The organism is Novosphingobium sp. TCA1 (assembly GCF_009811895.1).
In the GTDB taxonomy this organism is placed as follows: domain Bacteria; phylum Pseudomonadota; class Alphaproteobacteria; order Sphingomonadales; family Sphingomonadaceae; genus Novosphingobium; species Novosphingobium panipatense_A.
Map to the genome: position 1 here is coordinate 71467 of NZ_BLJH01000014.1, position 26031 is coordinate 97497.

The following is a 26031-nucleotide window of genomic DNA, read 5'->3' on the forward strand; positions in this document are numbered from 1 at the left end:
GTGGGGGCGCCTAAGAGTCTTGGGGCCGGTGCCGCTAAAATTCGCCTTCAGCGAATTTTCAAACAACGCGGCGGCGGGACAGCAGATCCCAGCAGAACACCGCGATGGCGGTCCAGATGAACAGGAAGCAGAAGACCTGAACCTGTTTCAGCGGCTCTCCGAAAACGAAGAGGCCGAGCAGGAACACCCCGGTCGGTGTCACGAACTGGATGAAGCCCAGCACTGAGAAGTCCAGCTTGCGCGCGGCGCCTGCGAACAGCAGCAGGGGAATGCCGGTGACGATGCCCGCGCAGGCCAGCAGCAGGCTTGTCGCCAGAGACTGTCCCATCGCCATCCCTGCGGGACTGACCGCCTGCCAGCCGAGCAGGCCCAGTGCGGGGATCAGCAGGACCAGCGTTTCCACCGTCAGGCCGGGCAGCGATTCGACCGGGGTCAGCTTTCGCACCAGGCCGTAGCCTGCGAAACTCAGCGCCAGACCCATGCTGATCCACAATGTGTCCATCGCGCCCCAGGCCAGCATGGCGACGCCGACGGCGGCCAGCGCCACGGCGGTCCACTGCAGGCGCGACAGCCGCTCGCGCAGGAAGATCGTTCCGGCCAGCACGTTGACCAGCGGATTGATATAGTAGCCGAGGCTGGCGGCCAGAACGTGGCCTTCCATCACCGCCACCACATAGACCAGCCAGTTCGTGCCGATCAGCAGCCCGCTCAGCGCCAGCGCGCCCAGCAGGCGCGGATTGCCGAGCGCCGCGCGCAGCTGCGGCCCCTGGCGCAGGACGGCGATCATCACGAGACAGAAGGGCAGGGTGAACAGCAGCCGCCAGGCCACCACCTCGAACGGCGATACCGCGTGCAGCGCCGCGAAATAGAGCGGGAACAGGCACCAGATGAAATAGGCGCCGAATGCCTGCAACAGGCCCCCCTGATTGCCGAAACCATGGGCGATACGATTGGTGAAACGGGGGGGCGTGGAAGCGGGCTGCATCGTGATTCCCTGGAAAGGTCTCGCCCGATATGTCGGGAAATGCCTGATCCGCAAGCAGTTCGTCGCAACACGTTCCTCATCTCGTCGATAACGCGAATTCTGACAGCCGCGTTGCCGATCGTTCAGCTTCACTGCCTTAAAGCTGAATGCGTACCGAGGATCGCGCCTCAAAGGGCACCCTCCCGGCAATGACGAGGAGATTCGAGATGAACGCATTCTTCAAGGCAACCGCCCTCGCTGCCGCAACGGCCAGCCTGGCGACCGCTCTTCCGGCTTCGGCCGCAGTCAGCTTCGCGCCGACTCACGAATTCCAGGCTCCCGGCGAGCAGGACTATGGCCACTGGCGCGAACGCTATTCGCGTGAAGACCGCCGCCGTGGCTACGGCAACCGGGACCATTACTATCGCGGTGACCGCGCTACCGGCACCGTCCTCGGCGCCGCCGCCGGTGCTCTGCTCGGCCGCGAAGTCGATCGCGGCGGCTCGCGCTGCCGCTGATTGGACTGCTTGAAAATGCCTGAATAGGCATTTTCAAGGGCGGCACCGGCCCACGCCCCCACCCTACCACCCGCAGGATACTACCGTTGGGTGGTAGGGTGGGGGCGTGGGCCGGTGCCCCCAAAATCCGCCCACGGCGGATTTTCAAAAGGACGTTAAAGGCTTCCCCGCAAGGACGGCGACTTGCGGGGGAGACCTCCCGAACTCGATACGTTGAGGACGGGTGGGAGAGGGCGTTCGTGGCTTCGGCTGCGGACGCCCTCGATGCGTTGGGAGATGGGGCGGGGGATGGTAATCCATCGGTCGATGCCCTTCCCGTAATGGGACGCAAGCCGGATTTGTGCCGGGGAGGCCTTGAATTTCCGCCATTTAAGGCGAAGTCTCGGCACATCGAGTAGAGCCGGGTTGCCGCCGTGACAGTTCGGCCCCGAGGGAAGGATGCAGCGATGACGGTTCCTAAAACGGCAGGCGAGATGAGCGCAACCGGCACTGCCGTGTTCCTGGCGCTGGCCTGCTCGCTCGCACTGGCGGCGTGCAGCGCGGAGAAGAAGCCTCAGGCGGAAGGCAGTGATCCGGCGCTGACCGGCGCGCTGGGCGACCGGATCGTGGTGGATCCTGAAAAGAGCGGAGATGCGGCGGACGATACGCCGGTTTCGCTGCCCTCGGCGGCGCGGACGCCGCAAGCCGTCGCGGCGGCCCGCCAGTCGGCTGCCGATGCCGCAGGCGGCAAGCTCCTGCCCGCGCCCGCGCCGGGGCAGGGCGACGCTGCGGCGCTCGCCCGGAATGCGGCGCTGGCCGCGCAAGTCACCGAGGGCGCCCGCGCCGCCAAGGTCGATTGTTCGGGCAAAGTCCAGTTTTCCAACGCCTGGGCGACCAGGCTGCCCGCCGCCATCCCGGTCTATCCACGCGCGGCGCTGCATGAAGCTGCCGGAACCGACGGCGAGGGCTGCGCGCTGCGCGTCGTCAACTACGGCACGGCGGTCTCGCCCGAGGATGTCGTGCGCTTCTACTATTCGATGGCGCAGCGCGGCGGCTATACGGCGGAGTACCGGGTGGACGGCGGCGATCATGTCATTGGCGGCCGCAAGGGCGGACAGGCCTTTGTCGCCTATGCCCGCACGCTGGGCAGCGGCGTGACCGAAGTGGACCTCGTGACCAGCGGAAAGTGAGGAAAACGTCGTCCCGGACTTGATCCGGGACCGCAGGCAGTCCTTTAGGCGCTCCCCCGCGCGCAAGGCGCGGCTCGGCCAGCGGTCCCGGATCAGGTCCGGGACGACGGCTGCTACCGCAGGCCCACGCCGATCATGGCGCGGGGCTGTTCCATTTCGCCCGAGGCCACCGGATAGGCGCAGTAGTCCGCCGCATAGTAGCCGCTGGGGTGATGGTTGCCCGACAGTCCGATCCCGCCCATCGGCGCGGCGTGGCTGGGGCCGGCGGTGGCGCGGTTCCAGTTGACGATGCCGGCCCGGACATTGGCCCAGAAACGGTTGTAGTCCTGCGGGCTTCCGCCCACCAGCGAGGCGGCGAGGCCGAAGCGGGTGTTGTTGGCCTCGGCTATGGCCTCGTCGAAGTCGTCCACGCGGATCACCTGGAGGATCGGGCCGAACAGCTCGACGTCGGGGCGGTCCTGCATCGCCGTGGTGTCGATGATCGCGGGGCTGAGGAAAGGCAGCGTCTCGTCACCGCGCACGAGGTGCTTGATCGCGCGGCCGCCGTTGCTGAGGAGGTAGAGGAAGCTCTCGGTCAGGCCGTCGGCCGCCATGGTGTCGATCACCGGGCCCATGAACGGCGCCGGATCGTCGAAAGGCGCGCCCACGATCAGGCGGTCGGCCAGGGCCTTCACTTGCGCGATCGCCTCGTCGTAGAGGCTGCTCTTCACGATCAGCCGCCGCGCGGCGGTGCAGCGCTGTCCGGCGGAAGCGAAAGCGGATTGCACGATCAGGGCGGCGGCGTCGCTCAGCTTGGGAGTGTCCCAGAGCACGATCGGATTGTTGCCGCCCATCTCCAGCGCCACCAGCTTGTCGGGCCGCGCCGCGAGGCGGCGGTTGATCGAGATGCCGGTATTGGCCGATCCGGTGAACAGCACCCCGTCGATGCCGTCATGGGCCACGAAGTCCTGCCCTTCCAGCGGGCCACCCGCGGCGAACTGCATGACGGCGGCGGAAATGCCCGCGCGGTGGAAGCAGCGGGACAGCATCTCGCCGGTGGCGGGCGCCTTCTCGCTCGGCTTGAAGATCACCGCGTTGCCCGCGAGCAGGGCGGGAACGATATGGGCGCAGGGCAAGTGCGCGGGAAAGTTGAACGGGCCGAGCACGACCAGCACGCCGTGCGGCTTGTGGCGCAGGGCCATGGTGCCCTGAAGCGCCGAATCGAGCCTCCGCTGGCTGGTGCGCTCGGCATAGGCGCGGATCGAGACTTCGACCTTGGCGACCACGCTTTCCACTTCGGCGCGCGCTTCCCACAAGGGCTTGCCCACTTCGCGGGCGATCGTCTCGGCCAGTCGCTCGGCGTCCTTGCGCACTTCGTTGGCGAAGCGGCGCAGCAGTTCGATGCGGGTGGCGAGCGGCTGCGCGGCCCAGGTCGGCCAGGCACGCCGCGCGCGGCTCACCACTTCGTCGACGTCGCAGGGCTTGCCGCGCCAGAGCTGCGCGCCGGTGGCCGGTTCGAAAGAGACGATCTCGGTCACGTTGCCCGCCCGTTCCTGACGAGCCTGTCCCTGACTTGGGGAATTATATGCGCTCGCTGTCGCGCCCATGAAGATTGTCGGTCCGCTTGCTGGATGACTCGCTGTCGGGGCTGCTGTTGCATATCTATTCCTACCGGGATGCTAACGGGGGATGTAATCCTTTCGGATCAGTCCCTCGCGAGATGCCCGGCGGGCGTGGGGGCAGGCCCTAGCTGGCGGCCCAGTTCGCGAATGTCCGCGACGCGGGCGTGAAGCGCGGACCAGTCGTCGTAGCGGTCGATCTCGCTCCAGATGCGCTCCACTTCGTCGATCAGGGTGCTCGGCGGGAGCGCCTGCTGCCAGAAAGGGTCGGAGATGTCGGCGGCAGGCGCGTAAGCGGCGAGAAGCTCCCCGAATCGGTCCTGGGTGCCATTCCGGCCGCCGCGATGGCGGAAGAAGAACTGCTCGGGCGCCTCGCCGCTGGCCAGCATGGCCTGCTCGGCGGCCTGGATCAGCGCGGAGTCCTGCTCCAGCCCCTGCGATGTCACGCCGAGGCGCCATGCGAAGCGGCGGCTCATCGCCTGCTGGTAGAGCGGCGCGAAACGGTCGAGCGCGGCCACCAGCGGCTCGGTCTGTGTCAGCATGCTGAGGGCGATGGCCAGCTGGCCGCAGTTCCACAGCAGGGCTTCCGGCTGGCGGCCGAAGGCATAGAGGCCGGAATGGTCGAAATAGGCGGCGGTGAAGCGCGGATCCCAGCGCGGCAGCCAACGCCAGGGGCCATAGTCGAAACTCTCGCCCGAGACGTTCATGTTGTCGGTATTGAGCACGCCGTGGACGAAGCCCGCGACCATCCAGCTCGCGGCAAGGTCGGCCATGCGCTCCACCACCTGATGGAGCAGGATCACGGCAGGCTCGTCGCGCCCGGGCATGTCCTCAGGCGGCAGGTTGCCGGGGAAAGTCTCGAGGCAATAGGCCACCAGCGCTGCCATGTGATCCTGTTCTTCCAGGGCGAGCAGGCGCTGGAAAGTGCCGATGCGAATATGCCCGTGGCTGAGCCGCACCATCACGGCCGAGCGCGTGGGCGAAGGCTCGTCGCCGCGCCAGAGTTCCTCGCCGGTCTCGATCACCGAGAACGTCTTGCTGGTGTAGACGCCCAGCGCTTCCAGCATTTCCGTGGCGAGAATCTCGCGCACCGCGCCTTTCAGCGTCAGCCTGCCGTCACCGTCGCGGCTATAGGGCGTCTGGCCGGAACCCTTGGTGCCGAGATCGAGCACGCGGTCCTCGCCGTCCAGCATCTGGGCATGGAGGAAGCCCCGGCCGTCACCGATATTGGGGTTGTAGTTGCGGAACTGGTGCCCGTGATAGCGCAGCGCGAGCGGCCGGGGCAGGTTGTCCGGCAGCGCCTCGAAACGTCCGAAACGGGCGATCCAGCTTTCGTCGTCCAGCCCCTCCAGCCCGACCGCGGCGGCCCAGCGGTCGTTGCGGAAGCGCAGGATATGGCTTGGAAAATCGGCAGGGGACACCGGACTGGCAATCCAGTCGGCAATTGCCTCGATACGGAGGGCAGGGCGGTAGGCACTTGCTTGCGGTTCGCTTCGCATCGGGCAATAGTGGCGATCCGATGCCCGTCGATCAAGCCGGGCCACAAGATGAGGTCGCGGCTTCGGCATGACGCTATTCGAGGATCGGTTCTGGTCGAGCCGGGATGGACTGAAGCTGCACTTCCGGGATTATCCCGGTGATGGGGCCAGTGATGAGCGCCGCGATGGAGACGGGCTTCCGCCGATCGTCTGCCTTCACGGCCTCACCCGCAATGCCCGCGATTTCGAGGTTCTGGCCGAGCGTCTCTCGCCCCACCGGCGGGTGATCTGCCCGGACATGCGCGGGCGGGGAGACAGCGAATATGCGCGCGATTCCGCCAGCTACAATCCGGTCCAGTACGGCGAGGACCTGCTGGAACTGCTGGCGCAGGAGGGGATCGACCGGTTCGTTGCCATCGGCACGTCGCTGGGCGGGCTGATGACCATGGGCCTCGCCACGATGATACCGGACCGCATCGTCGCCGCCGTGATCAACGACGTGGGGCCGTTCCTCGAACCGGCGGGGGTCGCGCGGATCAAGGAATATGTGGGGCAGGGGCGCAGCTATCCTACCTGGGTCCATGCCGCGCGCGCGCTGGAGGACAACCAGAGCGAGGCCCACCCCGGCCAGCCGCTGGACTTCTGGATCGGCCGGGCCAAGCGGCTGATGACCGTGTCCAGCGGCGGGCGCGTGGTCTTCGATTACGACATGAAGATCGCCGAGCCTTTCCTGGGCTACGACGTGGACGACCAACCCGATCTCTGGCCCGCCTGGGAAGCGCTGGCGGGGCGGCCGGTGCTGGTGCTGCGCGGCGCGCTTTCCGACCTGCTTTCCGCCGCGACGCTGGAAAAGATGCTGCGCCGCCTGCCCGGCGCGGAAGCGGTGACGCTGGAAAACGTCGGCCATGCCCCCACGCTGGACGAGCCGGAGGCCGTCGCCGCCATCGAGCGGCTGCTGGCGCAAGCCGCCTGACGGGACGGGATCGGCGCGAAACCGCATGACCTTGCGCGTTCTCCATCTTCATTCCAGCTTCGCGGCGGGCGGCAAGGAACTGCGCGCGGTGCGGCTGATGAACCTGTTCGGCCCGCGCGTGGCCCATGCGGTCGTCTCGGCCCAGCCCGGCGCGCACGGCGCCGCCGCGCGGCTCGATCCGCGCGTGCCCGTGGTGTTTCCAGAGGACTTTCCCGGCCTTCAGGGGCATCCCACCCCCGCCCGCCTCTGGCGGATCGCCCAGGCGATGGCGGATTTCGACCTCGTGCTCACCTATAACTGGGGGGCGATGGACGCGGTCATGGCCCATGGCCTGTTCGGCGGACTGCTGGGCCTGCCGCCGCTGGTCCATCACGAGGACGGCTTCAACGAGGACGAGGCGACCGGCCTCAAGCCCGCCCGCAACCGCTTTCGGCGCCTGGCGCTGCGGCGGGCTTCGGCGCTTGTCGTGCCCTCGCGGCGGCTGGAGGAGATCGCGCGCACGGCCTGGCGCCAGCCGCGCGAACGGGTGCGGCTCATCACCAACGGCATCGATTGCACCGCCTATCTCGACCGGCCTCGGCCCGACATGCTGCCGGGTCTGGTCAAGCAGCCGAGGGAGCGCTGGGTCGGCACCCTAGCGGGCCTCCGCGCGGTCAAGAACCTGCCCCGTCTGGTGCGGGCCTTCGCGGGCATGCCGGAGCCGTGGCGGCTGGTGATCCTGGGCGAAGGGCCGGAACGCGAGGCTATCGCCGCGGAAGCGGCACGGCAGGGCGCGGCGGAGCGGGTCCACTTGCCCGGTTTCGTGGCCGAGCCTTCCCATGCGGTGGGCCTGTTCGATCTCTTCGCGCTGTCTTCCGACAGCGAGCAGTTCCCGATCTCGGTGGTGGAGGCGATGGCGGCGGCGCTGCCGGTGGCATCGCCCGCCGTGGGGGACGTGGCAGGGATGGTATCGGCGGAAAACCGCCCCTTCATCACCCCGCCGGGCGACGAGGCGGCGCTGGCCGCCACTTTGCTGCGGCTGGCGGGCGACGAGGACCTGCGCACCCGGATCGGCATGGCCAACCGCGCCCATGCCCGCCGCCATTACGACGAAGGCGCGATGCTGGATGCCTATAGCCGTACGTACGGTGAAGCGCTGGGCCGGGAGCGGCTCATTTGACACGCCGACATCATTCAGCAAGGCTTCACCGCAAGCGGTGCAGCGATCATCACCGTTGAAAAGCCGTGGCCATTCGCTAAACAGCCCGGCAACCATCCTGTATTTTCCGCAGAAAGCGCCCGAAACTTGGCTCTGCCTCCTTCCAACAGCACCCCGACCAACCCCAAGTCTGCCGAGCGACTCGCCGCGCAGCAGGATGTTTTCCTGCGCGAAGTGGACGACGCCCTGCGGCAGGACCAGATGGAAGGCTTCTTCACCCGCTACGGCAAGCCCGTGATCGCGGCCGTGGTTCTGGCGCTGGCGGCCTTCGGCGGCTGGCTCTACTGGAATCACCGCCAGAACGAACAGCGCAATGCCGATGCCGAGGCTTACGTGCAGGCTATCGACAGCATGAAGTCCGGCAATCTCGATGCCGCCAAGGGCAAGCTGGAACCGCTGGCCAAGGGCACGGGCGGCAGCTCCGCCTCGGCCAAGCTCATGCTGGCGGGCATCGCCGCCGAGCAGAAGCGCCTGCCCGACGCGGTCAAGCTCTACGACGAAGTCGCGAATGACGCCAAGGCGCCGCAGCCCCTGCGCGATCTTGCCGCCGTGCGCGCCGTGGCCGCCAATTTCGACGGCATGAAGCCGGAAGACGTGGTCGCCCGCCTCAAGCCATATGCCGCGCCCGGCAATCCCTGGTTCGGCGTGGCCGGGGAACTGGTCGGCATGGCCTATATCAAGATGAACAAGCAGGACCAGGCCGGTCCGCTCTTCGCCGCCATCGCCAAGGACGAACAGGTCGATTCCGGCCTGCGCAGCCGCGCCCGCCAGCTCGCCGCCGTGCTGGGCGTGGATGCCATCGAGGACGTGGTGGACGAACGCGGCGAACCGCTGGGCAAAGCCAAGGGCGTAGAGGCCAAGGCCGGCGCGCAAGTCGCGCCTGCCGCCGGAGAATGAACATGGTTGAATCCAAACGTAATCTGGCCCGCACGGGTCGGCGCGCCGGCACCGTCTCCCTGATCGCCCTGGCGCTTGTTGCAGGCCTTTCGGGCTGCAAGTCGAACAGCAAGGGACCCAAGACCCCGACCGTGGGCGAGCGCGTGCCGATCCTTTCGCGCATCGAAAGCGGCGCCAAGGTCGATCCCACGCAGGAAGCCGTCTCGGTGATCCTGCCGCCGCAGCAGTCCAACGCCGAGTGGGCGCAGGCGGGCGGAAATGCCGCCAAGTCCTACGGGCACCTTGCCCTGGCCGAAAACCCGACCCGCGTCTGGACCGCCCAGATCGCCGGTTCCACCAATCGCGCGCGCCTTGCCGCCGCGCCCGTCGTGGCCGAGGACAAGCTCTTCGTGATGGATACCGAAGGCATGGTCCATGCCTTCGACGCCAAGACCGGCGGCCAGCTCTGGACCAAGAGCTTCTCGGTTTCGGGCAACAATTCCAATTCCGTGTTCGGCGGCGGCGTCAGCTATGACGGCGGCAACCTCTACGTCACCACCGGCCTCGGCGAAGTGGCGGCGATCAAGGCGTCCGACGGCAGCCAGCTCTGGACCAAGAAGCCGGGCGGCCCGCTGCGCGGCTCTCCCACGATCGGCTTCAACGCCGTCTACGTCATGACGCAGGACAACCAGATCTTCGCGCTGAACGCGGCGGACGGCAATGTGCTGTGGAACGAATCGGCCTCGCTGTCGCAGGCGGGCGTCTTCGGCGTGGCCGCTCCGGCAGCCGGGCAGGGCACCGTGATCGCGGGCTATTCCTCGGGCGAACTCGTGGCCTACCGCTACGAGAACGGCCGCCAGGTCTGGTCCGACGCGCTGGCCCGCACCTCGATCTCGACCGAAGTGGGCAGCCTCACCGACGTCGATGCCGATCCGATCATCGACCAGGGCCGCGTCTATGCGCTCGGCCAGGGCGGGCGCATGGCCGCCTACGAACTGGTCACCGGCCAGCGCATCTGGGAACTCAACCTCGCGGGCATCTCCACGCCGATGGTCGTGGGCGACTGGGTCTTCACCCTGGACGACCACGCGGAAATCCTGGCGATCGCCCGCAGCAGCGGCAAAGTCCGCTGGCTGACCCAGCTCGCACGCTACGAGAACGAGAAGAAGCGCAAGAATCCGATCTTCTGGGTCGGCCCGGTGCTCGCCGGGGGCAAGCTGTGGGTCGGCAATTCGCGCGGCGAAGTCGGCACCGTAGATCCGGCGACCGGCAAGCTCACGCCTTTCGTCGAACTCGGCGATCCGGTGTCGCTGGCGCCGGTCGTGGCCAACCAGACGCTCTACATTCTCGACGATTCGGGCCGCATCACGGCCTATCGCTGATGTTCCCCGTCGTCCCGGACCCGATCCGGGACCGCTGGCAGCTCCGCGCCTTGCTCGCTAGCAGGCGCCTAAAGTATGGGCAGCGGTCCCGGATCGGGTCCGGGACGACGGGATATTCCGGCATTTCGCACCTCTTAACCAATTTTCGCTAGTCGGAGCGGCATGAGCAGCGCCCCGATTCCCGTGAAAAGCCGCCCCGCCAGCGACGTTTCGGCGGGCGTCGGCCTCTGCGGTCTCGCCGCGCTGCTGGTCTGGCTGGCGATCTGCCGCAATTGGGCCGCCATAGCCCAGGCTTTCGCGCTTCCCGGACCCCATGCCCCGATGAGCGGGCCTTATGCCGCCGTCGCCACCCTGTTCGTGACCGGCACGGCCATGGCGCTCTGGTCCGTGCTGGTCGACAAGGTCCACCGCCGCCCCTCGACCGGCATCGACTGGAACCGGCGCCGCCCCTTCGCCGAATCCCTCGACCTTTCGATCACCAAGCTCGCGGGGCTCTGGGCCACCTGGGCGCTGATTGGCGCATTCTACTGCATCGGCCGCTGGTACTGGGACGGGCAATACCTCTTCGCCATGGAAGTGATCGGTGCGGCAGCCCTGCCGGTCTTCGTGCTTTCGGTGCCTTATGTGCTCTGGCTGGACCGCCGACTGATCGATCCGCGCGACCAGGCCTGGCACTTCGGCGCCCTGTTGATCGGCCGCGAGGCGTGGGACGTCGAAGCCGTGAAGAAGCATGGCCGCGCCTGGACCATCAAGGCCTTCTTCGGCGCCTTCATGATCTCGATCCTGCCGGGCGGTTTCGCGCAAGTGGTGGAGGCGAACTTCGGCGCCATGATCCACGATCCGGTGCCGCTGGCCTCGACGGTGATCGCGCTGCTGTTCCTGATCGACGTGCAGATCGGCACGGTCGGCTACATCTTCACCTTCCGCCCGCTCGATGCTCATATCCGCAGCGGCAATCCGCTGCTGGCGGGCTGGGTGGCGGCGCTGATGTGCTATCCACCCTTCGTCTGGGGCACGATGGGCCGCGCCGACGTGCTGGGCTATGAAGTGAATACGCCGGGCTGGTCGTTCTGGCTTCAGGGGCACCCCATGCTGCTGTGGCTCTGGGCGGCGCTGCTGGTCGCGTTGACCGCGATCTACGCCTGGGCGACCTTCGCCTTCGGCCTGCGCTTTTCCAACCTCACCTATCGCGGCGTGCTGACGAACGGCCCCTACCGCTTCACACGGCACCCGGCCTACCTGTCGAAGAACCTGTTCTGGTGGTGCTCCACGCTGCCGTTCCTCGTATCCAGCCATGCCCTGACCGACATGGTGCGCAATACCGTGTTGCTCGGCGTGGTGAGCGCGATCTACTACTGGCGCGCGCGGACCGAGGAAGCGCACCTGCTGGCAGAGGATGCGAAGTACCGCGCCTACCACGCCTGGATGGCGGAAAATGCGCCGATCACGCGGGCGCTGACGAAGCTGGGCGATAGGCTGCGGCCGGGTGTGCGAGAGGCGCAGGCGGCGGAATAGGGGGCCTTATCCACCCGCCTCCAGTGCTGGACCTGAGCTTGCCCCACTGCTCAACGTGAGTTCGCCACTCCCCGCTCATCCTGAGCTTGTCGAAGGATGTGAGCCACAGCGCCTCGCCTCAGGGGGCTTCGACAAGCTCAGCCTGAGCGGGAATGGGAATGAGGGCCTCACCGGAGGGAATGAGGCCTCCCCTGTTCAGAAGCTCTTCAGCGCGTAGATCTTCGAAAGATCCCCGCCCCACTCGCCATTGTAGAGATCGAGCAGGCGCTGGGCCGGGACCTTGCCGGTGGCGACGATCTCGGCCAGCGGTTCCAGATAGCCGGTCTCGTTGTCGCCGCCCGCGTTGAGGCGGGCGCGTGCGGCCAGGCCCGAACGCGAGATGTTCAGCACTTCACCCGCGATATCGCGCAGCGTGCCGCCGCCCGGAAGCGGAGCGTCCAGCGCCAGCTTGGGCACGGAATTGCGCAGCAGTTCGCGGCCTTCCATGTCCCAGTCCTTGACCAGATCCCATGCGGCGTCGAGCGCGGTCTGGTCGTAGAGCAGGCCCACCCAGAACGCGGGCAGGGCGCAGATGCGGCCCCACGGACCGCCATCGGCACCGCGCATTTCGAGGAAGGACTTCAGACGCACTTCGGGGAAGGCGGTGGAAAGGTGGTCCTGCCAGTCCGACAGGCGCGGCTTCTCGCCGGGGAGCACCGAAAGCTCACCCTTCAGGAAGTCGCGGAAGGACAGGCCGGCGGCATCGATGTACTTGCCGTCGCGGAACACGAAGTACATCGGCACGTCGAGCATGTAGTCGACATAGCGCTCGTAGCCGAAGCCGTCCTCGAACACGAAGGGCAGCATGCCGGTGCGCGCCGGATCGGTGTCCGACCAGATGTGGCTGCGGTACGAGAGGTAGCCGTTGGGCTTGCCCTCGGTGAAGGGCGAGTTCGCGAAGAGCGCGGTCGCCAGCGGTTGCAGCGCCAGCGAGGTGCGGAACTTCTTCACCATGTCCGCCTCGCTCGAATAGTCGAGGTTGACCTGGATGGTGCAGGTCCGCAGCATCATGTCGAGGCCCATGGTGCCCACGCGCGGCATGTGCCGCAGCATTATGTCGTAGCGGCCCTTGGGCATGATCGGCAGGTCGGCGCGGGTCTTGTCGGGCCACATGCCGAGGCCGAGGTAGGCCTTGCCGATGTGGTCGCCGATGGTCTTCACTTGCGCGAGGTGACGGCCGGTTTCGGCGCAGGTCTGGTGCAGGTTTTCCAGCGGCGCGCCGGAAAGTTCAAGCTGGCCCGCCGGCTCCAGGCTGACGTTGCCGTCGCTGCCCTTCAGGGCGATGACGTTGTCGCCCTCGATGATCGGCTGCCAGCCGAACTGGGTCAGCGCATTCAGCAGATCGCGGATGCCGCCTTGCTCGTCATAGGACGGGGCATGGTGATCGGCGGTGTCGTAGACGAATTTCTCGTGCTCGGTGCCTATGCGCCACGCCTCGCGCGGCTTTTCGCCCGCAGCCATCGGCGCGGCGAGTTGATCCAGGCTTTCGATCACCGGATCTTCGCGATCCGAAACCTCACGGGTGCTCATGGGCGCGGAGGTAGAATGCCTGAGAGCGCGATGCTAGAACTTTTTGTACCGCTCGGTTTCTTTTGCGCGAGAGGCACGGTTTTCGGGCGTTTCCGGCATGATATTGGGGGTGGGTGCCACAGGGCTTCACACCCTCACCAATCGCCGGAAACCGCCATCCACAGCGCCGTGGCGCCGATGCTCGCGGTCTCCCCGCGCAGGATACGCGGGCCCAGCGTGATCGCGCGCGCCATGGGATGCGCCCGGATCAGGGCGCGTTCCTCTTCGTCGAACCCGCCCTCCGGCCCCACCAGCAGCGCTGCCGGGCCTGAATGCGCGGCGAACTGCGCGGCGGCGGTTTCACCGCCGGTCTCGTCCGCGAAGAACAGCGCGCGGCTTTCGGGCCAGTCGCGCAGGAGCGTTTCCAGCTTCACCGGCGCGGCCACTTGCGGCAGGGCGGTGCGCGCGCATTGCTCGGCGGCTTCGGTAACGATGGTGGCTGCGCGCTCGGCATTGAGCTTGTCGGCCACGCAGCGGCGGGTGATCAGCGGCTGGATCATGGCCACGCCCAATTCGGTGGCCTTTTCCAGCACGAGATCGAAGTTCGGCTTCTTGAGCAGCGCGGCGCAGAGCCAGAAATCCGGCACCGCCTCGCGCGCGCGCAGCCGTTCGCGCAAGGTGAGCACGACATCGCGCTTGCCCGCCGAGTTCACTTCGCCCGCCCATTCGCCGGTCTCGTCATCGCAGAGGATCACCGCGTCACCCGGCGCGACTCGCATGACCTTGGACAAGTAGTGCGCCTGCCCGCCCTCGATGGTCACCTGGGCGTCCTGGACCAGGGGACCGGCGACGAAGAGGCGCGGCGCGCTGCGCGGGGGCCAGGCGGGGGTGGCGGCCATGATACTGTCGAAACTCCTGAAATCCGGCATCTGGATGGAAAGCATGCTTCTCGCGCGAACCGGGCGGCGGCGCAACCGGGGCGGCGGCGCCAGCGTACACATGTGTACAAATCACGTTATTTCATGACAGCCCTGCCATGTTGGAGTACTCGTCCGGTCGTGAGCGACTCTCTTCTCGTCCCGGACACCGAACATCGCGGCCTCGTCTCGCTGCTGCCGTCCGGTCTGCGCCCTTACGCCATGCTGGCCCGCTTCGACCGCCCGATCGGCTGGTGGCTGCTGTTCTGGCCCTGCGTCTGGGGCGTGCTGCTGGCGGGCGGGGAATCGCGCTGGGGCCTTATCCTCTGGCTGCTGCTGGGGTCGATCGCCATGCGCGGTGCGGGCTGCGTGCTGAACGACATCGTCGATGCCGACCTAGACCGCAAGGTCGCGCGCACGGCATCGCGCCCTGTCGCCAGCGGGCAAGTGAGTCCCAAAGCGGCCTGGATCTGGCTGCTGGCACTTTGCGCGATCGGCTTCGTGGTCCTTCTGCAACTGCGCTGGCAGGCACAGCTCACGGCGCTAGGCAGCGTCGCGCTGGTCGCCGCCTATCCCTTCATGAAGCGGATCACCTGGTGGCCGCAGGCCTGGCTGGGCATGGTCTTCACCTGGGGCGCGCTGGTCGGCTGGGTGGAGATTCGCGGAGACCAGCTCGCCGTCATGGCCGCGCTCTATGCTGGCTCGATCTTCTGGTGCATCGGCTACGACACGATCTACGCATTGCAGGACCGGGAGGATGACGCCGTGGTCGGCATCCGTTCGTCCGCGCTGCGGCTCGGCAGCCATGTGCGCGGCGGCGTCGCCGGGTTCTACGCCCTGGCCCTGGCCTTCTGGGCGCTGGGCTTCTGGACCCTGCGCCATGACTGGGTGGCGCTGGTGGGCCTGCTGCCCGTGGCGCTGCACCTGGGCTTCCAGGTCGTCACGCTTGATACCGAGGATGGAGAGAATGCCCTCGCCCGCTTCCGCTCCAACCGCGACCTCGGGCTGGTGATGGCCCTGGCCTGCTGGGTCGTCGGTAATGCCGGGATCCTCTGATCCCGGCCTGGAGCTTGTTTGAAAATCCGCCGCAAGCGGTGCCGCCTCAAAAATGCCCTTCAGGCATTTTTCAAGCAAATCTCAATCGTAGCTGACCAGCTCGAATTCTATCCCGTCCCAGTCGAAGAAGTAAAACCGCCGCCCCGGCGCGTAGTCCGCGTGGTTGAAGGGTTGCAGCCCGGCATCGATCACGACCCGTTCGGCGGCGTCGAGATCGCTCACCACCAGCCCGACATGATTGAGCGGCGATCCTTTCGGGAAGCGATCGTGCGGCTTCCGGTCGGTATAGACGGCGATATAGCTGAAATCGCCGCCCACATGGATGGTCTCGCCGCCATTGATGGCGGGCCCGCGCCAGCGCTCGTGCCAGCCGAGCAGATCCTGCAGAAGCGTTGAACTCCGGTCGATGTCGCTGACCGTGATATTGGCGTGTTCGAGGCGGCCCTGGGCCATTTTTGGTATCTCCTGCTTATTACCGGTCTTCGCCGGCTTGGCATTGATGCAACCTCAAGTTAACTTGAGGTCAAGCACAAAGTGGTGAGCCCGTTTGAAAATGCCCGGGTGGGCATTTTGAGCGGCACCAGCCCACGCCCCCACCCACCACCCAACGGTAGTATCCTGCGGGTGGTGGGTGGGGGCGTGGGCCGGTGCCGCAAAATCCGCCAGCGGCGGATTTTCAAACCGCATCTAGGAGGCATCCAGAGAAATCCGTGATCCAGGATCGCTTCATATCCATAGGCTATCTGGCGCGGCGTACCGGCGTGGCGGTTTCGGCGATCCGTTTTTACGAGGAAAAGGGCCTGCTCACCTCGCTGCGATCCAGCGGCAACCAGCGCCGCTTCCTGCGTTCCGACATTCGCCGGGTCAGCTTCGTGCTGATCGCGCAGAAACTGGGGCTGGGCCTTGCGGAGATCGAGCGCGAGCTTTCCGCCCTGCCGCAAGGGCGCACGCCGACGTTGGAGGACTGGGAGCGCATCAGCGTTTCGATGCGCGAGGCAATCGACGCAAAGATCGCGCTGCTGGAACTGACGCGCCGCAAGCTGGACGAATGCATCGGCTGCGGCTGCCTGAGCCTGGCGAAATGCCGCCTCTACAACTATGCGGACGAAGCCGCCGCGCAAGGGCCGGGGCCGCGCTTCGTGCTCAAGTAGCGATCAGATACCGAGCGCCTTGCGCAGTTCGGCATTGATCCGCGATTGCCAGCCCTTGCCGGTCGCGCGAAATCCCTCGACGACTTCGGGATCGAGGCGCAGCGTCACCTGCTTCTTGGGGTTTTGCGAAGGCGGGCGGCCGGGACGCGTCCAGGTTCCCTCTGTCTCGCGAACAACCTGCCCGCCGACCGTTTTTCGGGCGAACCGGAAATGCTCTTCCGTCCATTCCGGCGCATCATCGGGGTCAACCCAGTTCTCGTCGATAGCGGGCTTGTTCTCGATCATTGGCTTTTCTCATGGAGATGATGCGGCGTGTATCATCCCGAATTGTCCAGGTGATGGCGACCAGGCGGCCATCGAGAGATCCGAAGGTATTGAACCTTGTTTCGCCATAGTCCTGGCGGTCGTCTTGCCAGGTGAACTCGGTGCCGTCGAAAATCTTTCCTGCTTCTGCAAAATCGAGGCCCCGATGCTGAAGGGTGAGCAGGCGCTTCGCTTCATCGAAACTGATGTCCATGCCTGCCGGACCCTTCCCTCATCCGAGAAGGGGTTTCGCCGCATAAAGGCGTCACTGGCGAGTTAAGAGTTTGCAGGCGCCGTTCGTCAAAAGTGAAATCGACATTAAATGTAACTACAAAAAAGTCAATCTCATTCCGCCGCCAGCAGTTCCTCCGCGCCGACCAGATCGACGCTGACCAGCCGCGAGACGCCCTTTTCCACCATGGTCACGCCGAACAGGCGGTGCATGCGGCTCATCGTCACGGCATTGTGGGTGACGATCAGGTAGCGTGTGTCGGTTTCCTGCGTCATCGCTTCGAGCAGGTCGCAGAAACGCTCGATATTGGCATCGTCGAGCGGTGCGTCGACTTCGTCCAGCACGCAGATCGGCGCGGGATTGGTCAGGAACAGGGCGAAGATCAGGGCGACCGCGGTAAGGGCCTGCTCGCCGCCCGAAAGCAGTGTGAGCGACTGGAGGCGCTTGCCCGGAGGCTGGGCGAAGATCTCCAGCCCGGCTTCCAGCGGATCGTCCGAATCGACGAGCGCGAGGTGGGCCTGTCCGCCCTGGAACAGGCGGGTGAAGAGGCGGCGGAAGTGCCCGTCCACGGCTTCGAAAGCGGCGCGCAGGCGTTCGCGGCCTTCGCGGTTGAGATTGCCGATCGAGCCGCGCAGGCGGTTCACCGCTTCGGCCAGCTCGGCCTTCTCGGTAATGCTGGTGCCAAGCTGGGCTTCGGCTTCGGCCAGTTCGGTGGCGGCGACGAGGTTGACCGGGCCGATCCGCTCGCGGTCGGCCATGAGCCGCTCCATGGCCGCCATCTCGTCCGGCGCGGCGCCGACATCGGCCGGGGCGAAAGCGAAGCGTTCGGGCAAGACAGGCGGCGGGCACTGGAAGCGCTCGCCCGAGATGCGGGTCATCTCGACCCGGCGGCCGTCCTCGTTTTCGGCACGGGCAGCGGCGCCGGCGCGGTTCTCGCGGGCGCTGGCCAGCATTTCCTGCGCGGCGGCGAGCGCGGCATCGGCCCTGCGGGCGGCGTCGGTGACGAAAGCGACGGCGGCTTCCGCCTTGCCCAGTTCCTCGGAAATGCGATTGCGCACCGCTTCGCCCTGCTCGATCTGTTCCATCAGCGAGGCGGGCTTGGCGGCGATCACGGCGCGCTCGGTCTCGATCTCCTCAAGCCGTCCGGCCATCTGTGCGAGGCGGTTGGCGGCGTCTCCGGCGCGCGACTGCCAGTTGCGGATATCGCCGCGCTGGGATCCCGTGCGTTCGCGGGCGACGGCCAGGGCCTGGTCGTGCGAGGCGAGGGTCGCGGTGGATATCTGCAGCGTGGCGCGGGCGGCGTCGTTCTTTTCGCGCGCGGCTTCCAGCCCGGCGCGGCCCCTTTCGGGATCGGGCAGGGCGGAGCGCTTGCCTTCGGCCAGGGCGATGTCGCGTTCGGCGGCCTGGCGCTGCTCGGCCAGATCGCCCTGGGCGCGGTCCAGTTCGGCGCGGCGCGACTGCTGGCGCTGGCGGGCGTCCTCGGCCTGATCGGCGGCGCGCAGGGCGGCGCGTTCGGCATTGGCGGCCTCGGCAATGGTGCGCTCGGCGGCGACCACGGCGGCGGCATGGGCGGAGAGTTCCTGCTGCACCGCGCCCTGCCGCGCTTCGGTGGCGGCGAGTGCTTCGCGAAGCGGCGGAAGCTGGGTTTCGAGATCGGCAAAGCGGTTTTCCGCTTCGAGCCGCGCCGCTTCGGCGGCGCCTTCGCCGCGCGCGACGAAGCCGTCCCAACGGCGCAGGGCGCCTGCAAGGGTAACCAGCCACTCGCCCTTGCCGAGTTCGCGGCCATCGTCTTCCTCGACCACATGAACGAGGGCAAGGCGCGCCGCGAGTTCCGCCGGACACTGGGTGACATGGGCGGCCAGGCTGTCCTCCACCGCCGCCGGGGCCTGCGCGCCGGTCCAGAACCGGCCGTCCGCCTTGTCGACTTCGCCCAGCGGCGCCTTGGCATCGCGGCCGAGCACGGCGGCGAGCGCGCGTTCGTATCCCGGCGCGGCGCGCACCGCGTCGATGGCGACGGGAAGCCCGTGCGCGGCTTTCGCGCCCTTGGCGCGAGCCTCGCGGTCCCTGGTGAGGGCGGAATGTTCGCGTTCGATGCCGGTCAGGTCGGCGCGGGCGGCGGCGAGCGCCGAGGCGGCGGCATCGCGCTCGCCCTGAAGCTCGGCCTTGCGGGCCTGCTGCGCGTCCAGTCCCTCGCGCGCGGCGGCGAGGGCGGCACTGGCTTCCTCGGCGCGGGCGCGCGCCTCGGTGACGGCCTTTTCGAGATCGCCCGCAGCCTCCAGCGCCTGGACCTGGGCTTCGAGCCGGGCGGCTTCGGCGGCGAGCCGGTCGAGACGGCCCTTCGCCTGCGCCAGTTCGGCTTCGGCAATGCGCCATTCGGCCTCGACCCCGGCCTGCGCGGCAGTGGCCTGCGCCAGATCGAGTTCGGCGCTGCGGGCAGCGCGCTCGGCGCCTTCGAGGGCATTGGCAAGGCGCGGGCGCTGGGCCTCGTCCTGTTCGAGCTGCTTCGCCCCTTCCGCCAGATCGCGTTCCAGCCGGGCGAGGGCCTCGGCGGCGTCGCGGGTCATGCGGTCGGCATCGCCGCGATCCTCGTCCAGCCGGGCCTTCTGGCGTTCGAGGTCCTTCAGCCGCTGTTCGGCCGCTTCCAGCTGGCTGGTGAGCGTGGCCATGCGGTGGCCCTGGGCGCTGGCATCGTCGCGCCGGTCGGCGAGTTCGTCGCGGGCCTCCACCAGCGCCTCGGCAGCCTTGGCCTGGGCGTCCTGCGCCAGCTTCGCGGCGTCCTGCGCCTCGCTGACGCGGGTTTCGGCCCCTTGCGCTTCCTTTTTCGCGGCTTCGGCAGCCTGGGCGGCGTCGCGCCAGCGGGCGAAGACCAGCCGCGCCTCGGCAAGGCGGATATCGTCCGACAGCGCCTTGTAGCGTTCGGCGGCCTTGGCCTGGCGGCGCAGGCCAGCGACCTGCTTGTCCAGCCCGGCCATGAGGTCTTCGAGGCGCGAGAGGTTGGCTTCGGTGGCGCGCAGCTTCTGCTCGGCATCCTTGCGGCGGACGTGAAGACCGGCAATGCCCGCCGCCTCTTCCAGCATGGCGCGGCGTTCGGCGGGCTTGGCGGCGATGACCGCGGCGATGCGGCCCTGGCTGACGAGCGCCGGGCTGTGCGCGCCGGTGGCGGCATCGGCAAAGACCAGCGAGACGTCCTTGGCGCGCACGTCGCTGCCGTTGATCCGGTAGGCACTGCCCGCGCCGCGCTCGATGCGGCGGACCACTTCCAGTTCCTCGCGCACGCCGCGCGCGTCGGGGGCGGCATCGGCCTGGAGCACGACTTCGGCAAAGGCGCGGGGCGGACGCGTGGCGGTGCCCGCGAAGATCACGTCCTCCATGCCGCCGCCGCGCATCGACTTGGCCGAGCTTTCGCCCATGACCCAGCGGATCGCTTCGAGCAGGTTGGACTTGCCGCAGCCGTTGGGGCCGACCACGCCGGTCAGCCCCGGTTCGATGCGCAATTCCGCAGGCTCTACGAAACTCTTGAAACCGGTGAGCTTGAGCCGTTTTATGCGCATCTTGTCTGGTTCAATTCATGACGGCGGCGCGGATCAGCGCGCGCCGGCTTCCTGCAGCTTGGGCTCGAGTTCCTTCCAGCCCATCGAGCCGACAGTGGTGCCGTTGATGATGAAAGTGGGCGTGCCGTTGATGTTGAGTTCGCTCGTCGCCTTCTGCGTCTGGTCGGCAAAGGCCTTGGCCTTGGCAGCGTCGCCCAGGCAGACCTTGGCCTGATCGCGCGAAATCCCGCGCGAAGCGAAGAATTCGGTCATGCCGCCGACTTCGGCGATGGCCAGCATCTGCTGATCCTTGGGCAGGTCCTGGATCTGCTTCATCCGCGCGTCACCGGCGGACTGGAGATTCTGGAACATGTTGGGCTGCCAGGCCCAGAACTGCTCGCTGAGCGGCAGGACGGCCTCGGTCGATCCGCAAGTGGCCAGCAGCGAGGCCGGGATGTCGAAGGCATTGAGCATGAAGTAGCGCAGTTCGTAGCTGACGCGCCCGCTGGCGACGTAATCGTCACGCAGCTTTTCGTAGCTTTCATGCGCGAATTCGGCGCAGTGCGAGCACGACAGGGCGCCATATTCCACCAGCTTGATCGGTGCGTCGGGGTTGCCGATGCGGTAGCCGCCCTCAGGCGTCTTCGTCACCATTTCGGCCCAGGACTTGCCAGCGGGCGGCGCGACCTTGGGCAGGGCCTGTTCCGACTTGGGCGCTTCGGTCGATCCGGCTTCCTTCTTGCCGCAGGAGGCGAGGCCGAGCGCGAGCGGCGCGGCGATCATTCCGAGGGCGAGTGTGCGCAGGGCGGTCTTGCGGAGCATGGCGAATCCTTGTGAGAAGGCGGGGAAACTAGCGGAACGGCGGCGCGGATAACAGCGCCGGGGGCAGGAGCAGGGGGCGCTTTCCCACAGAAACACGCCCGTTTTGCGCAAACTAACTTTCAGATCGCGCCCTTGTGCTTGGCGGCCATCTGGGCGGTGATCTCCTTGGAGAGCCCGGCCCAGTCGTGGGCGTCGAGCAGCTTGCCGTTGAGGATGAAGCTGGGCGTGGAGTTCACGCCGTTCTTGGCGACGGTGGCCTGCTGCTGCTTGATCGTGTCGAACACGGCCTCGTTGGCGAAGCAGGCATCGGCCTGGGTGCGGGTCATGCCCCAGGCGGCAACGCGCGAATAGAAGTCGAAATCGCTGGCGATGGCCTTCATGCGTTCGGGCAGGGCGCCCTGATACCAGCGCTTCTGCTGTTCCTCGCTCATCTTCTCCAGCTTGCCCATCCAGGAATCCTGCCCGGTGAGGAAGGCGTTGTGGCGCTGGAAGAAGCGCTTGGGATCGCCGCAGGTGGTCAGCATCGAGATGGTGAGGTCGATCGGGTTGCGCAGTAGCGTGGTCACCGTCACCGCGATCTGGCCCTTGGGCACCAGGGTCAGGCGCAGGGCCGGGTCGGCCTCGCGGGTGAAGTGGGCGCAGTGCGGGCAGGTGTAGCTGACGAATTCGGTCAGCTGCATATCGGCCTTGGGATTGCCGAACATGTGGCTGCCGTCGGCTGTGACGACGATCTGGTTCGCCCAGTTGGAGGCCGGGTTCGAAGCGGGCGCCAGCGGCTTGTGGGCGGGCTTCGCGGCAGGCTTGGTAGCGGCCTGGACAGGAGCGGCAAGCAGGGCGAGGGTAGCGAGAGCGGCGAGGCGCAAGGTGGACTTCATCACTGCTTTTCCTGGTTTTGCTTTTGATCCTCCTGGGCGCCGAGGCTTCGGGCCAGGGATTCCAGTACCGCGCGAAGCTCGGGGTCGCCGATGTCGCGCAGCGATTCGCCCAGTTCGAAGGGTACGGGTTTGAGCGAGGGCGGGGCCGCCTTCGGGCGGGTGGCAGGCGGCGCCTTAACCTCGCCTTGCCGGATCTTCACTTTGGCCACCGCCTTGTAGCCGAAGAAGCGGTTCACCCGCTCCATGATCTCGGGCACGACATGCTGGATCATCGGCGCATGGGCGGCCAGCACCACCAGCTGGAGAATGCCGTCGCACTTCTCGCCGGGCGGGAAGCGGATCGATTCGGGCGCGCAGACGCGGGCATGGCGCAGGCCGACGATCTCGGGCCAGCGCGTCACCACGCTCGATTGCACGAAGCCGAAGCGGCGGAAGGCGGTGCGGCCCACTTCGGGCATGAGGTCGGAAATCTGGCGCGCCTGCCCGCCGCGCGCGCGCTCGAAGCGCTTGGGCGCCGCGGCCGCTTTCGACGCGCCTTTCGCGGACTTCGCCGCCTTTTCCGTTCCTTTGCCGGGATGCCGTTCCATTGTGGCCGCTCCAATGCCATAGGGCGCTGATGGATGCCAGCCGTGATACGATCTTCCGCAAGGTTCTGGACTGGTACGACGTCCATGCCCGTACGTTGCCCTGGCGCGCCGCTCCGGGCATGCCGGCGCCCGATCCCTACCGCGTCTGGCTTTCCGAGGTGATGCTGCAGCAGACCACGGTTGCGGCGGTTAAGGACTATTTCGCGAAATTCACCGGCCGCTGGCCCACCGTGAGCGACCTTGCCGCCGCCTCGGACGAGGACGTCATGGCCGCCTGGGCCGGGCTCGGCTACTATGCACGCGCCCGCAACCTGCTGGCCTGCGCGCGCGAAGTGGCGGCGCGGGGCGGCACCTTTCCCGATAGCGAGGAAGGCCTGCGCGCCCTGCCGGGGCTGGGGGCCTATACTGCCGCTGCCGTGGCCGCCATCGCCTTCGGCCGCCGCGCGGTGGTGGTGGATGCCAATGTCGAACGCGTGGTGACGCGCCTCTTCGCGCTGGAAGAGGCGCTGCCGGGTTCGCGCCCCGCCATCCGCGCGCTTACCGACACGATCACGCCGGAGTACCGCGCCGGAGATTTCGCGCAGGCGCTGATGGACATGGGCGCGACCGTCTGCACCACGCGTGCCCCCCGCTGCCTGCTCTGCCCGATCGCCGCCGATTGCGCGGCGCGCGCCCTGGGCGAGCCGGAGCGGTTTCCAGTTAAGGCGCCGAAGAAGGCCCGGCCCACGCGCAAGGGCCGCGCCTTCTGGATCGAGCGTGACGAACGCGTCTGGCTGGTGCGCCGGGCGGGCAAGGGGCTGCTCGGCGGCATGCGCGCGCTGCCGGACGACGGCTGGTCGGCGCGCGCCGACGGTCACGGGGAGCCGCCGGTCGCGGGGCGCTGGGACAGCGCCGGGCGGGTCGGCCATGTCTTCACGCACTTCGCGCTGGAATTGGGGCTTTCCGTCCATCTCGGCGAATTCCGCGGCGATCCTTCGGTCGATCTGCCGGGCGAGGGCGAATGGTGGCCGATCGACCGGCTGGACGAGGCCGGGCTGCCCACGCTCTTCGCCAAGGCGGCAGCCCTCGCGCTGGCGGAGCCGGCATGACGGACATGCGGGAGCGGCTGGCGGCCTCGCTCGATCGCCGCATGCTGCTGCGCATGGCCGGGGTTGCGGGCATCGGCGCCGCGCTCCTGCCGCGCCTGGCCCTCGCGGCCGGGCAGGTCGAAACCATGCCGCGCGTGCGGGCGCTGCTGGAGCGCTGGACGGGAACGGCCGACAAGCCCGGTGTCTTTCCCGGCATGGTGGCCTCGCTGGGCCTGCCGGGGCAGGAGGCCGAGTTCGTCTCGCTTGGGGCGCAGGGGTTCACCGATGGCACGCCGGTCTCGCCGGACAGCCTGTTCCGCATCTATTCGATGACCAAGCCCGTCACCGGCATTGTGGCCATGGACCTGATCGCGAAGGGCCTGATCGCCCTCGACCAGCCGGTTCGCGAGGTGCTGCCCAAGTTCGCGGCGATGCAGGTGCAGGACCGCTATGACGGTTCGCTCACTGCGCTCCATCCGGCACCCCATGCGATCACCATGCGGCACTTGCTCACCCATACTTCGGGGCTGGGCTATACGATCGTGCAGAGCGGCCCGATCCGCGCGCTGATGCAGGCGAAAGGGCTTGCCGCCGGGCAGATCAGCCGCCTCAAGGTGCCCGGCCTTACCGACGGCCCGCCCGCGCCCAGCCTTGCGCTCTTTGCCGACAGGCTGGCCGAAGTGCCGCTGGTCCGCGATCCGGCCACGCACTGGAGCTATTCGCTGGGCCTCGACCTGATGGGGCGGGTGATCGAAGTGGTCACCGGCCGTCCCTTCGATGCCTATCTGCGCGAGGTGCTGTTCGAACCTGCGGGGATGACCAGCACGTTCTTCCAGGTGCCCGCCGCCCAGGGCCACCGCCTCGTCACCAATTACGGCGCCTTCGGGGAGGTGCTGGTGCCGATCGACGAGCCGGGCACTTCGGTGTTCCTGGACAGGCCCGCCTTTCCCTTCGGCGGATCGGGCCTCGTCAGCAGCCCGCGCGATTACGACCGTTTCCTGCGCCTGCTGGCGCAGCGCGGCACGATCGACGGCAGACGCGTACTGGCCGAGAGCGCCGTTGTTACCGGGACCGCCGACCTGTTGCCGCCGGGAGTCGCGCTGGCCGCCATGCTGCCCCCCGGCAGCGGCTTCGGTGCGGGCGGGCGCGTGGGGAGGGGCGCGGAAAACGGCATCTTCGGCTGGTCCGGCGCGGCGGGCACGGTGGGCATGGTGGACATGATCCGGGGCCTGCGATCCCAGCTTTTCGCGCAGTTCATGCCGCCCAGTGCCTTCGACCTGATCCCTCAATTCCAGACCGCGCTGAAGGCCGACATCATGGCCCTGTTGGAGAAGCAGACTTGACCAAGACCGCCCGCCCCAAACTGCTTCCCATCGCCTTTGCCGGATCGCACCTCGACCGCGCCGACCATATCCGCAACGATCCTGCCGCCCTGCTCGCCCTGCAAAGCAGCGAGGCGCGGCTGCTGCGGCTGGACGGGCTGGACGCCGTGCTGACGGATGACGGCGCGCTCGTCTGGGAAACCCTTGCCGCAGCCGAGCCGGGCAGCGAGATGATCTTCCTCGGCCTCGACGGCACCGTGCCCTGTTTCGCGGAAGTGCCGCCGGCGACGCCGCCAGGCGGTCCCCATGCCTCTCCGGTCAACTGGCATGCCATGGCCGTGCTCGATCCCGGCGAGCTTGCGGCCTATGGCGGCGCGCGCTCGCTGGTCAGTTGGCATTCGCGCCACCGCCACTGCGCGGTCTGCGGCCATCCCACCGCGCTTGCCAAGGGCGGCTGGCAGCGGAGCTGCACCAATATCGACTGCGGCGCCGAACACTTTCCGCGCGTCGATCCGGTGACGATCATGCTCGTCGAGCACGAGGGCCGCGCCCTGCTGGGCCGCCAGCCACGTTTCCCGGAGGGGCGCTATTCGACGCTGGCGGGTTTCGTGGAGCCGGGCGAATCGGTGGAAGAAGCGGTCGCGCGCGAGATCCACGAGGAAGCGGGGCTGCGGGTGCGCGACGTGACTTACGTGGCGAGCCAGCCCTGGCCGTTCCCTTCCTCGCTGATGATCGGCTGCCATGCCCTGGCGGACGACGACGCGATCACCATCGACGAGACCGAGCTTGAGGACGTGCGCTGGTTCACCCGCGACGAGGTGATCGATGCCCTCGAAGCCATTGGCCGGGGCGAAAGCGGCAAGGCCTTCGGCGCGCCGCCCGCCCATGCCATCGCCCATGTGCTGATGCGCTGGTGGGTGGATTCCACGTCGTCCCGGACTTGATCCGGG

At 67.6% G+C, this 26031-nt stretch carries 24 protein-coding genes; 12 read left to right on the plus strand and 12 right to left on the minus strand.

Features of this window, described 5'->3' with window-relative positions; translation table 11 throughout:
* Positions 1-58: 58 nt before the first annotated feature.
* Positions 59-985 (minus strand): EamA family transporter RarD, encoded by a 927-nt coding sequence (rarD, locus tag NTCA1_RS16195; RefSeq protein ID WP_133084833.1) that lies wholly within the window; start codon positions 983-985, stop codon positions 59-61.
* Positions 986-1191: 206 nt separating this feature from the next.
* Between rarD and NTCA1_RS16200 the strand changes: the two genes are divergently transcribed.
* Both NTCA1_RS16200 and NTCA1_RS16205 read left to right on the plus strand, forming a co-directional pair.
* On the plus strand, positions 1192-1482 hold the full coding sequence (locus tag NTCA1_RS16200; protein WP_133084832.1) for a glycine zipper 2TM domain-containing protein: 291 nt from the start codon (positions 1192-1194) through the stop codon (positions 1480-1482).
* A 446-nt stretch (positions 1483-1928) separates the two neighbouring features.
* Positions 1929-2651 (plus strand): hypothetical protein, encoded by a 723-nt coding sequence (locus NTCA1_RS16205; protein WP_236549380.1) that lies wholly within the window; start codon positions 1929-1931, stop codon positions 2649-2651.
* A 113-nt stretch (positions 2652-2764) separates the two neighbouring features.
* On the opposite strand, the gene NTCA1_RS16210 is transcribed toward NTCA1_RS16205, so the two are convergent.
* Positions 2765-4168: a succinylglutamate-semialdehyde dehydrogenase gene (locus NTCA1_RS16210; RefSeq protein ID WP_255490513.1), complete on the minus strand. Its 1404-nt coding sequence runs from the start codon at positions 4166-4168 to the stop codon at positions 2765-2767.
* 167 nt (positions 4169-4335) lie between these two features.
* Positions 4336-5748, minus strand: coding sequence for a protein adenylyltransferase SelO family protein (locus NTCA1_RS16215; RefSeq protein ID WP_133084830.1), 1413 nt, complete (start codon positions 5746-5748; stop codon positions 4336-4338).
* A 67-nt stretch (positions 5749-5815) separates the two neighbouring features.
* Between NTCA1_RS16215 and NTCA1_RS16220 the strand changes: the two genes are divergently transcribed.
* The 5 genes from NTCA1_RS16220 (at position 5816) to NTCA1_RS16240 (ending at position 11671) form a co-directional block, all read left to right on the plus strand.
* Positions 5816-6700: an alpha/beta fold hydrolase gene (locus NTCA1_RS16220; protein WP_133084829.1), complete on the plus strand. Its 885-nt coding sequence runs from the start codon at positions 5816-5818 to the stop codon at positions 6698-6700.
* A gap of 25 nt (positions 6701-6725) precedes the next feature.
* The gene (locus NTCA1_RS16225) at positions 6726-7859 is read left to right on the plus strand and encodes a glycosyltransferase family 4 protein (RefSeq protein ID WP_133084828.1); all 1134 of its coding nucleotides are present in this window, start codon (positions 6726-6728) and stop codon (positions 7857-7859) included.
* Positions 7860-7985: 126 nt separating this feature from the next.
* Positions 7986-8795: a tetratricopeptide repeat protein gene (locus NTCA1_RS16230; RefSeq protein WP_086493017.1), complete on the plus strand. Its 810-nt coding sequence runs from the start codon at positions 7986-7988 to the stop codon at positions 8793-8795.
* A gap of 2 nt (positions 8796-8797) precedes the next feature.
* Complete coding sequence (locus NTCA1_RS16235) at positions 8798-10156, plus strand: PQQ-like beta-propeller repeat protein (RefSeq protein ID WP_086493065.1); 1359 nt, start codon at positions 8798-8800, stop codon at positions 10154-10156.
* A 162-nt stretch (positions 10157-10318) separates the two neighbouring features.
* Complete coding sequence (locus NTCA1_RS16240) at positions 10319-11671, plus strand: isoprenylcysteine carboxylmethyltransferase family protein (protein ID WP_086493018.1); 1353 nt, start codon at positions 10319-10321, stop codon at positions 11669-11671.
* A 195-nt stretch (positions 11672-11866) separates the two neighbouring features.
* Here the strand turns inward: NTCA1_RS16240 and NTCA1_RS16245 are convergent, their stop codons facing one another.
* Both NTCA1_RS16245 and NTCA1_RS16250 read right to left on the minus strand, forming a co-directional pair.
* Entirely contained in the window at positions 11867-13240 is a 1374-nt protein-coding gene (locus tag NTCA1_RS16245; protein ID WP_133084827.1) for a glutamate--cysteine ligase, read from the minus strand.
* Positions 13241-13374: 134 nt separating this feature from the next.
* Positions 13375-14118 carry a 16S rRNA (uracil(1498)-N(3))-methyltransferase gene (locus NTCA1_RS16250; protein WP_133084826.1) on the minus strand — a complete coding sequence of 248 codons (744 nt, stop codon included), beginning with the start codon at positions 14116-14118 and terminating at the stop codon, positions 13375-13377.
* A gap of 159 nt (positions 14119-14277) precedes the next feature.
* Here NTCA1_RS16250 and ubiA point away from each other — a divergent pair, with 159 nt between their 5' ends.
* Complete coding sequence (ubiA, locus tag NTCA1_RS16255) at positions 14278-15192, plus strand: 4-hydroxybenzoate octaprenyltransferase (RefSeq protein WP_201282517.1); 915 nt, start codon at positions 14278-14280, stop codon at positions 15190-15192.
* Between the two features lie 81 nt (positions 15193-15273).
* Here ubiA and NTCA1_RS16260 read toward each other — a convergent pair whose 3' ends face one another.
* Entirely contained in the window at positions 15274-15645 is a 372-nt protein-coding gene (locus NTCA1_RS16260) for a VOC family protein (RefSeq protein ID WP_133084824.1), read from the minus strand.
* A 257-nt stretch (positions 15646-15902) separates the two neighbouring features.
* Here NTCA1_RS16260 and soxR point away from each other — a divergent pair, with 257 nt between their 5' ends.
* Positions 15903-16343 (plus strand): redox-sensitive transcriptional activator SoxR, encoded by a 441-nt coding sequence (soxR, locus tag NTCA1_RS16265; RefSeq protein ID WP_086493021.1) that lies wholly within the window; start codon positions 15903-15905, stop codon positions 16341-16343.
* 3 nt (positions 16344-16346) lie between these two features.
* On the opposite strand, the gene NTCA1_RS16270 is transcribed toward soxR, so the two are convergent.
* The 6 genes from NTCA1_RS16270 to NTCA1_RS16295 form a co-directional block, all read right to left on the minus strand.
* The gene (locus NTCA1_RS16270; RefSeq protein WP_201282518.1) at positions 16347-16628 is read right to left on the minus strand and encodes a BrnA antitoxin family protein; all 282 of its coding nucleotides are present in this window, start codon (positions 16626-16628) and stop codon (positions 16347-16349) included.
* Positions 16588-16860, minus strand: coding sequence for a BrnT family toxin (locus NTCA1_RS16275; RefSeq protein ID WP_133084823.1), 273 nt, complete (start codon positions 16858-16860; stop codon positions 16588-16590). The genes NTCA1_RS16270 and NTCA1_RS16275 overlap by 41 nt, the downstream gene beginning before the upstream one ends.
* A 131-nt stretch (positions 16861-16991) precedes the next feature.
* A complete protein-coding gene (smc, locus tag NTCA1_RS16280; protein WP_133084822.1) occupies positions 16992-20429 on the minus strand; it encodes a chromosome segregation protein SMC in 3438 nt (1145 codons plus the stop codon).
* A 33-nt stretch (positions 20430-20462) separates the two neighbouring features.
* Positions 20463-21230: a thioredoxin domain-containing protein gene (locus NTCA1_RS16285; RefSeq protein WP_086493025.1), complete on the minus strand. Its 768-nt coding sequence runs from the start codon at positions 21228-21230 to the stop codon at positions 20463-20465.
* 119 nt (positions 21231-21349) lie between these two features.
* Positions 21350-22105 carry a thioredoxin domain-containing protein gene (locus NTCA1_RS16290; protein ID WP_133084821.1) on the minus strand — a complete coding sequence of 252 codons (756 nt, stop codon included), beginning with the start codon at positions 22103-22105 and terminating at the stop codon, positions 21350-21352.
* A complete protein-coding gene (locus tag NTCA1_RS16295) occupies positions 22105-22692 on the minus strand; it encodes a DUF721 domain-containing protein (RefSeq protein WP_133084820.1) in 588 nt (195 codons plus the stop codon). The genes NTCA1_RS16290 and NTCA1_RS16295 overlap by 1 nt, the downstream gene beginning before the upstream one ends.
* Before the next feature lie 29 nt (positions 22693-22721).
* On the opposite strand from NTCA1_RS16295, the gene NTCA1_RS16300 reads away from it, so the two are divergent.
* From NTCA1_RS16300 to nudC, 3 genes are read left to right on the plus strand one after another with little or no spacing between them, the layout of a single operon-like run.
* Entirely contained in the window at positions 22722-23780 is a 1059-nt protein-coding gene (locus NTCA1_RS16300; protein ID WP_086493028.1) for an A/G-specific adenine glycosylase, read from the plus strand.
* 5 nt (positions 23781-23785) lie between these two features.
* Entirely contained in the window at positions 23786-25102 is a 1317-nt protein-coding gene (locus NTCA1_RS16305) for a serine hydrolase (RefSeq protein ID WP_133084882.1), read from the plus strand.
* A complete protein-coding gene (gene nudC / locus NTCA1_RS16310; RefSeq protein WP_236549381.1) occupies positions 25099-26025 on the plus strand; it encodes an NAD(+) diphosphatase in 927 nt (308 codons plus the stop codon). The genes NTCA1_RS16305 and nudC overlap by 4 nt, the downstream gene beginning before the upstream one ends.
* Positions 26026-26031 lie beyond the last annotated feature (6 nt).

Excerpts from the sequence above, each read along its gene's own strand:
- rarD (WP_133084833.1), bottom strand. The coding sequence starts at position 985 with ATGCAGCCCGCTTCCACGCCCCCCCGTTTCACCAATCGTATCGCCCAT.
- NTCA1_RS16200 (WP_133084832.1), top strand. The coding sequence starts at position 1,192 with ATGAACGCATTCTTCAAGGCAACCGCCCTCGCTGCCGCAACGGCCAGC.
- NTCA1_RS16205 (WP_236549380.1), top strand. The coding sequence starts at position 1,929 with ATGACGGTTCCTAAAACGGCAGGCGAGATGAGCGCAACCGGCACTGCC.
- NTCA1_RS16215 (WP_133084830.1), bottom strand. The coding sequence starts at position 5,748 with ATGCGAAGCGAACCGCAAGCAAGTGCCTACCGCCCTGCCCTCCGTATC.
- NTCA1_RS16220 (WP_133084829.1), top strand. The coding sequence starts at position 5,816 with ATGACGCTATTCGAGGATCGGTTCTGGTCGAGCCGGGATGGACTGAAG.
- NTCA1_RS16225 (WP_133084828.1), top strand. The coding sequence starts at position 6,726 with ATGACCTTGCGCGTTCTCCATCTTCATTCCAGCTTCGCGGCGGGCGGC.
- NTCA1_RS16235 (WP_086493065.1), top strand. The coding sequence starts at position 8,798 with ATGGTTGAATCCAAACGTAATCTGGCCCGCACGGGTCGGCGCGCCGGC.
- NTCA1_RS16240 (WP_086493018.1), top strand. The coding sequence starts at position 10,319 with ATGAGCAGCGCCCCGATTCCCGTGAAAAGCCGCCCCGCCAGCGACGTT.
- NTCA1_RS16245 (WP_133084827.1), bottom strand. The coding sequence starts at position 13,240 with ATGAGCACCCGTGAGGTTTCGGATCGCGAAGATCCGGTGATCGAAAGC.
- NTCA1_RS16250 (WP_133084826.1), bottom strand. The coding sequence starts at position 14,118 with ATGGCCGCCACCCCCGCCTGGCCCCCGCGCAGCGCGCCGCGCCTCTTC.
- NTCA1_RS16260 (WP_133084824.1), bottom strand. The coding sequence starts at position 15,645 with ATGGCCCAGGGCCGCCTCGAACACGCCAATATCACGGTCAGCGACATC.
- NTCA1_RS16270 (WP_201282518.1), bottom strand. The coding sequence starts at position 16,628 with ATGATCGAGAACAAGCCCGCTATCGACGAGAACTGGGTTGACCCCGAT.
- NTCA1_RS16275 (WP_133084823.1), bottom strand. The coding sequence starts at position 16,860 with ATGGACATCAGTTTCGATGAAGCGAAGCGCCTGCTCACCCTTCAGCAT.
- smc (WP_133084822.1), bottom strand. The coding sequence starts at position 20,429 with ATGCGCATAAAACGGCTCAAGCTCACCGGTTTCAAGAGTTTCGTAGAG.
- NTCA1_RS16285 (WP_086493025.1), bottom strand. The coding sequence starts at position 21,230 with ATGCTCCGCAAGACCGCCCTGCGCACACTCGCCCTCGGAATGATCGCC.
- NTCA1_RS16290 (WP_133084821.1), bottom strand. The coding sequence starts at position 22,105 with ATGAAGTCCACCTTGCGCCTCGCCGCTCTCGCTACCCTCGCCCTGCTT.
- NTCA1_RS16295 (WP_133084820.1), bottom strand. The coding sequence starts at position 22,692 with ATGGAACGGCATCCCGGCAAAGGAACGGAAAAGGCGGCGAAGTCCGCG.
- NTCA1_RS16300 (WP_086493028.1), top strand. The coding sequence starts at position 22,722 with ATGGATGCCAGCCGTGATACGATCTTCCGCAAGGTTCTGGACTGGTAC.
- NTCA1_RS16305 (WP_133084882.1), top strand. The coding sequence starts at position 23,786 with ATGCGGGAGCGGCTGGCGGCCTCGCTCGATCGCCGCATGCTGCTGCGC.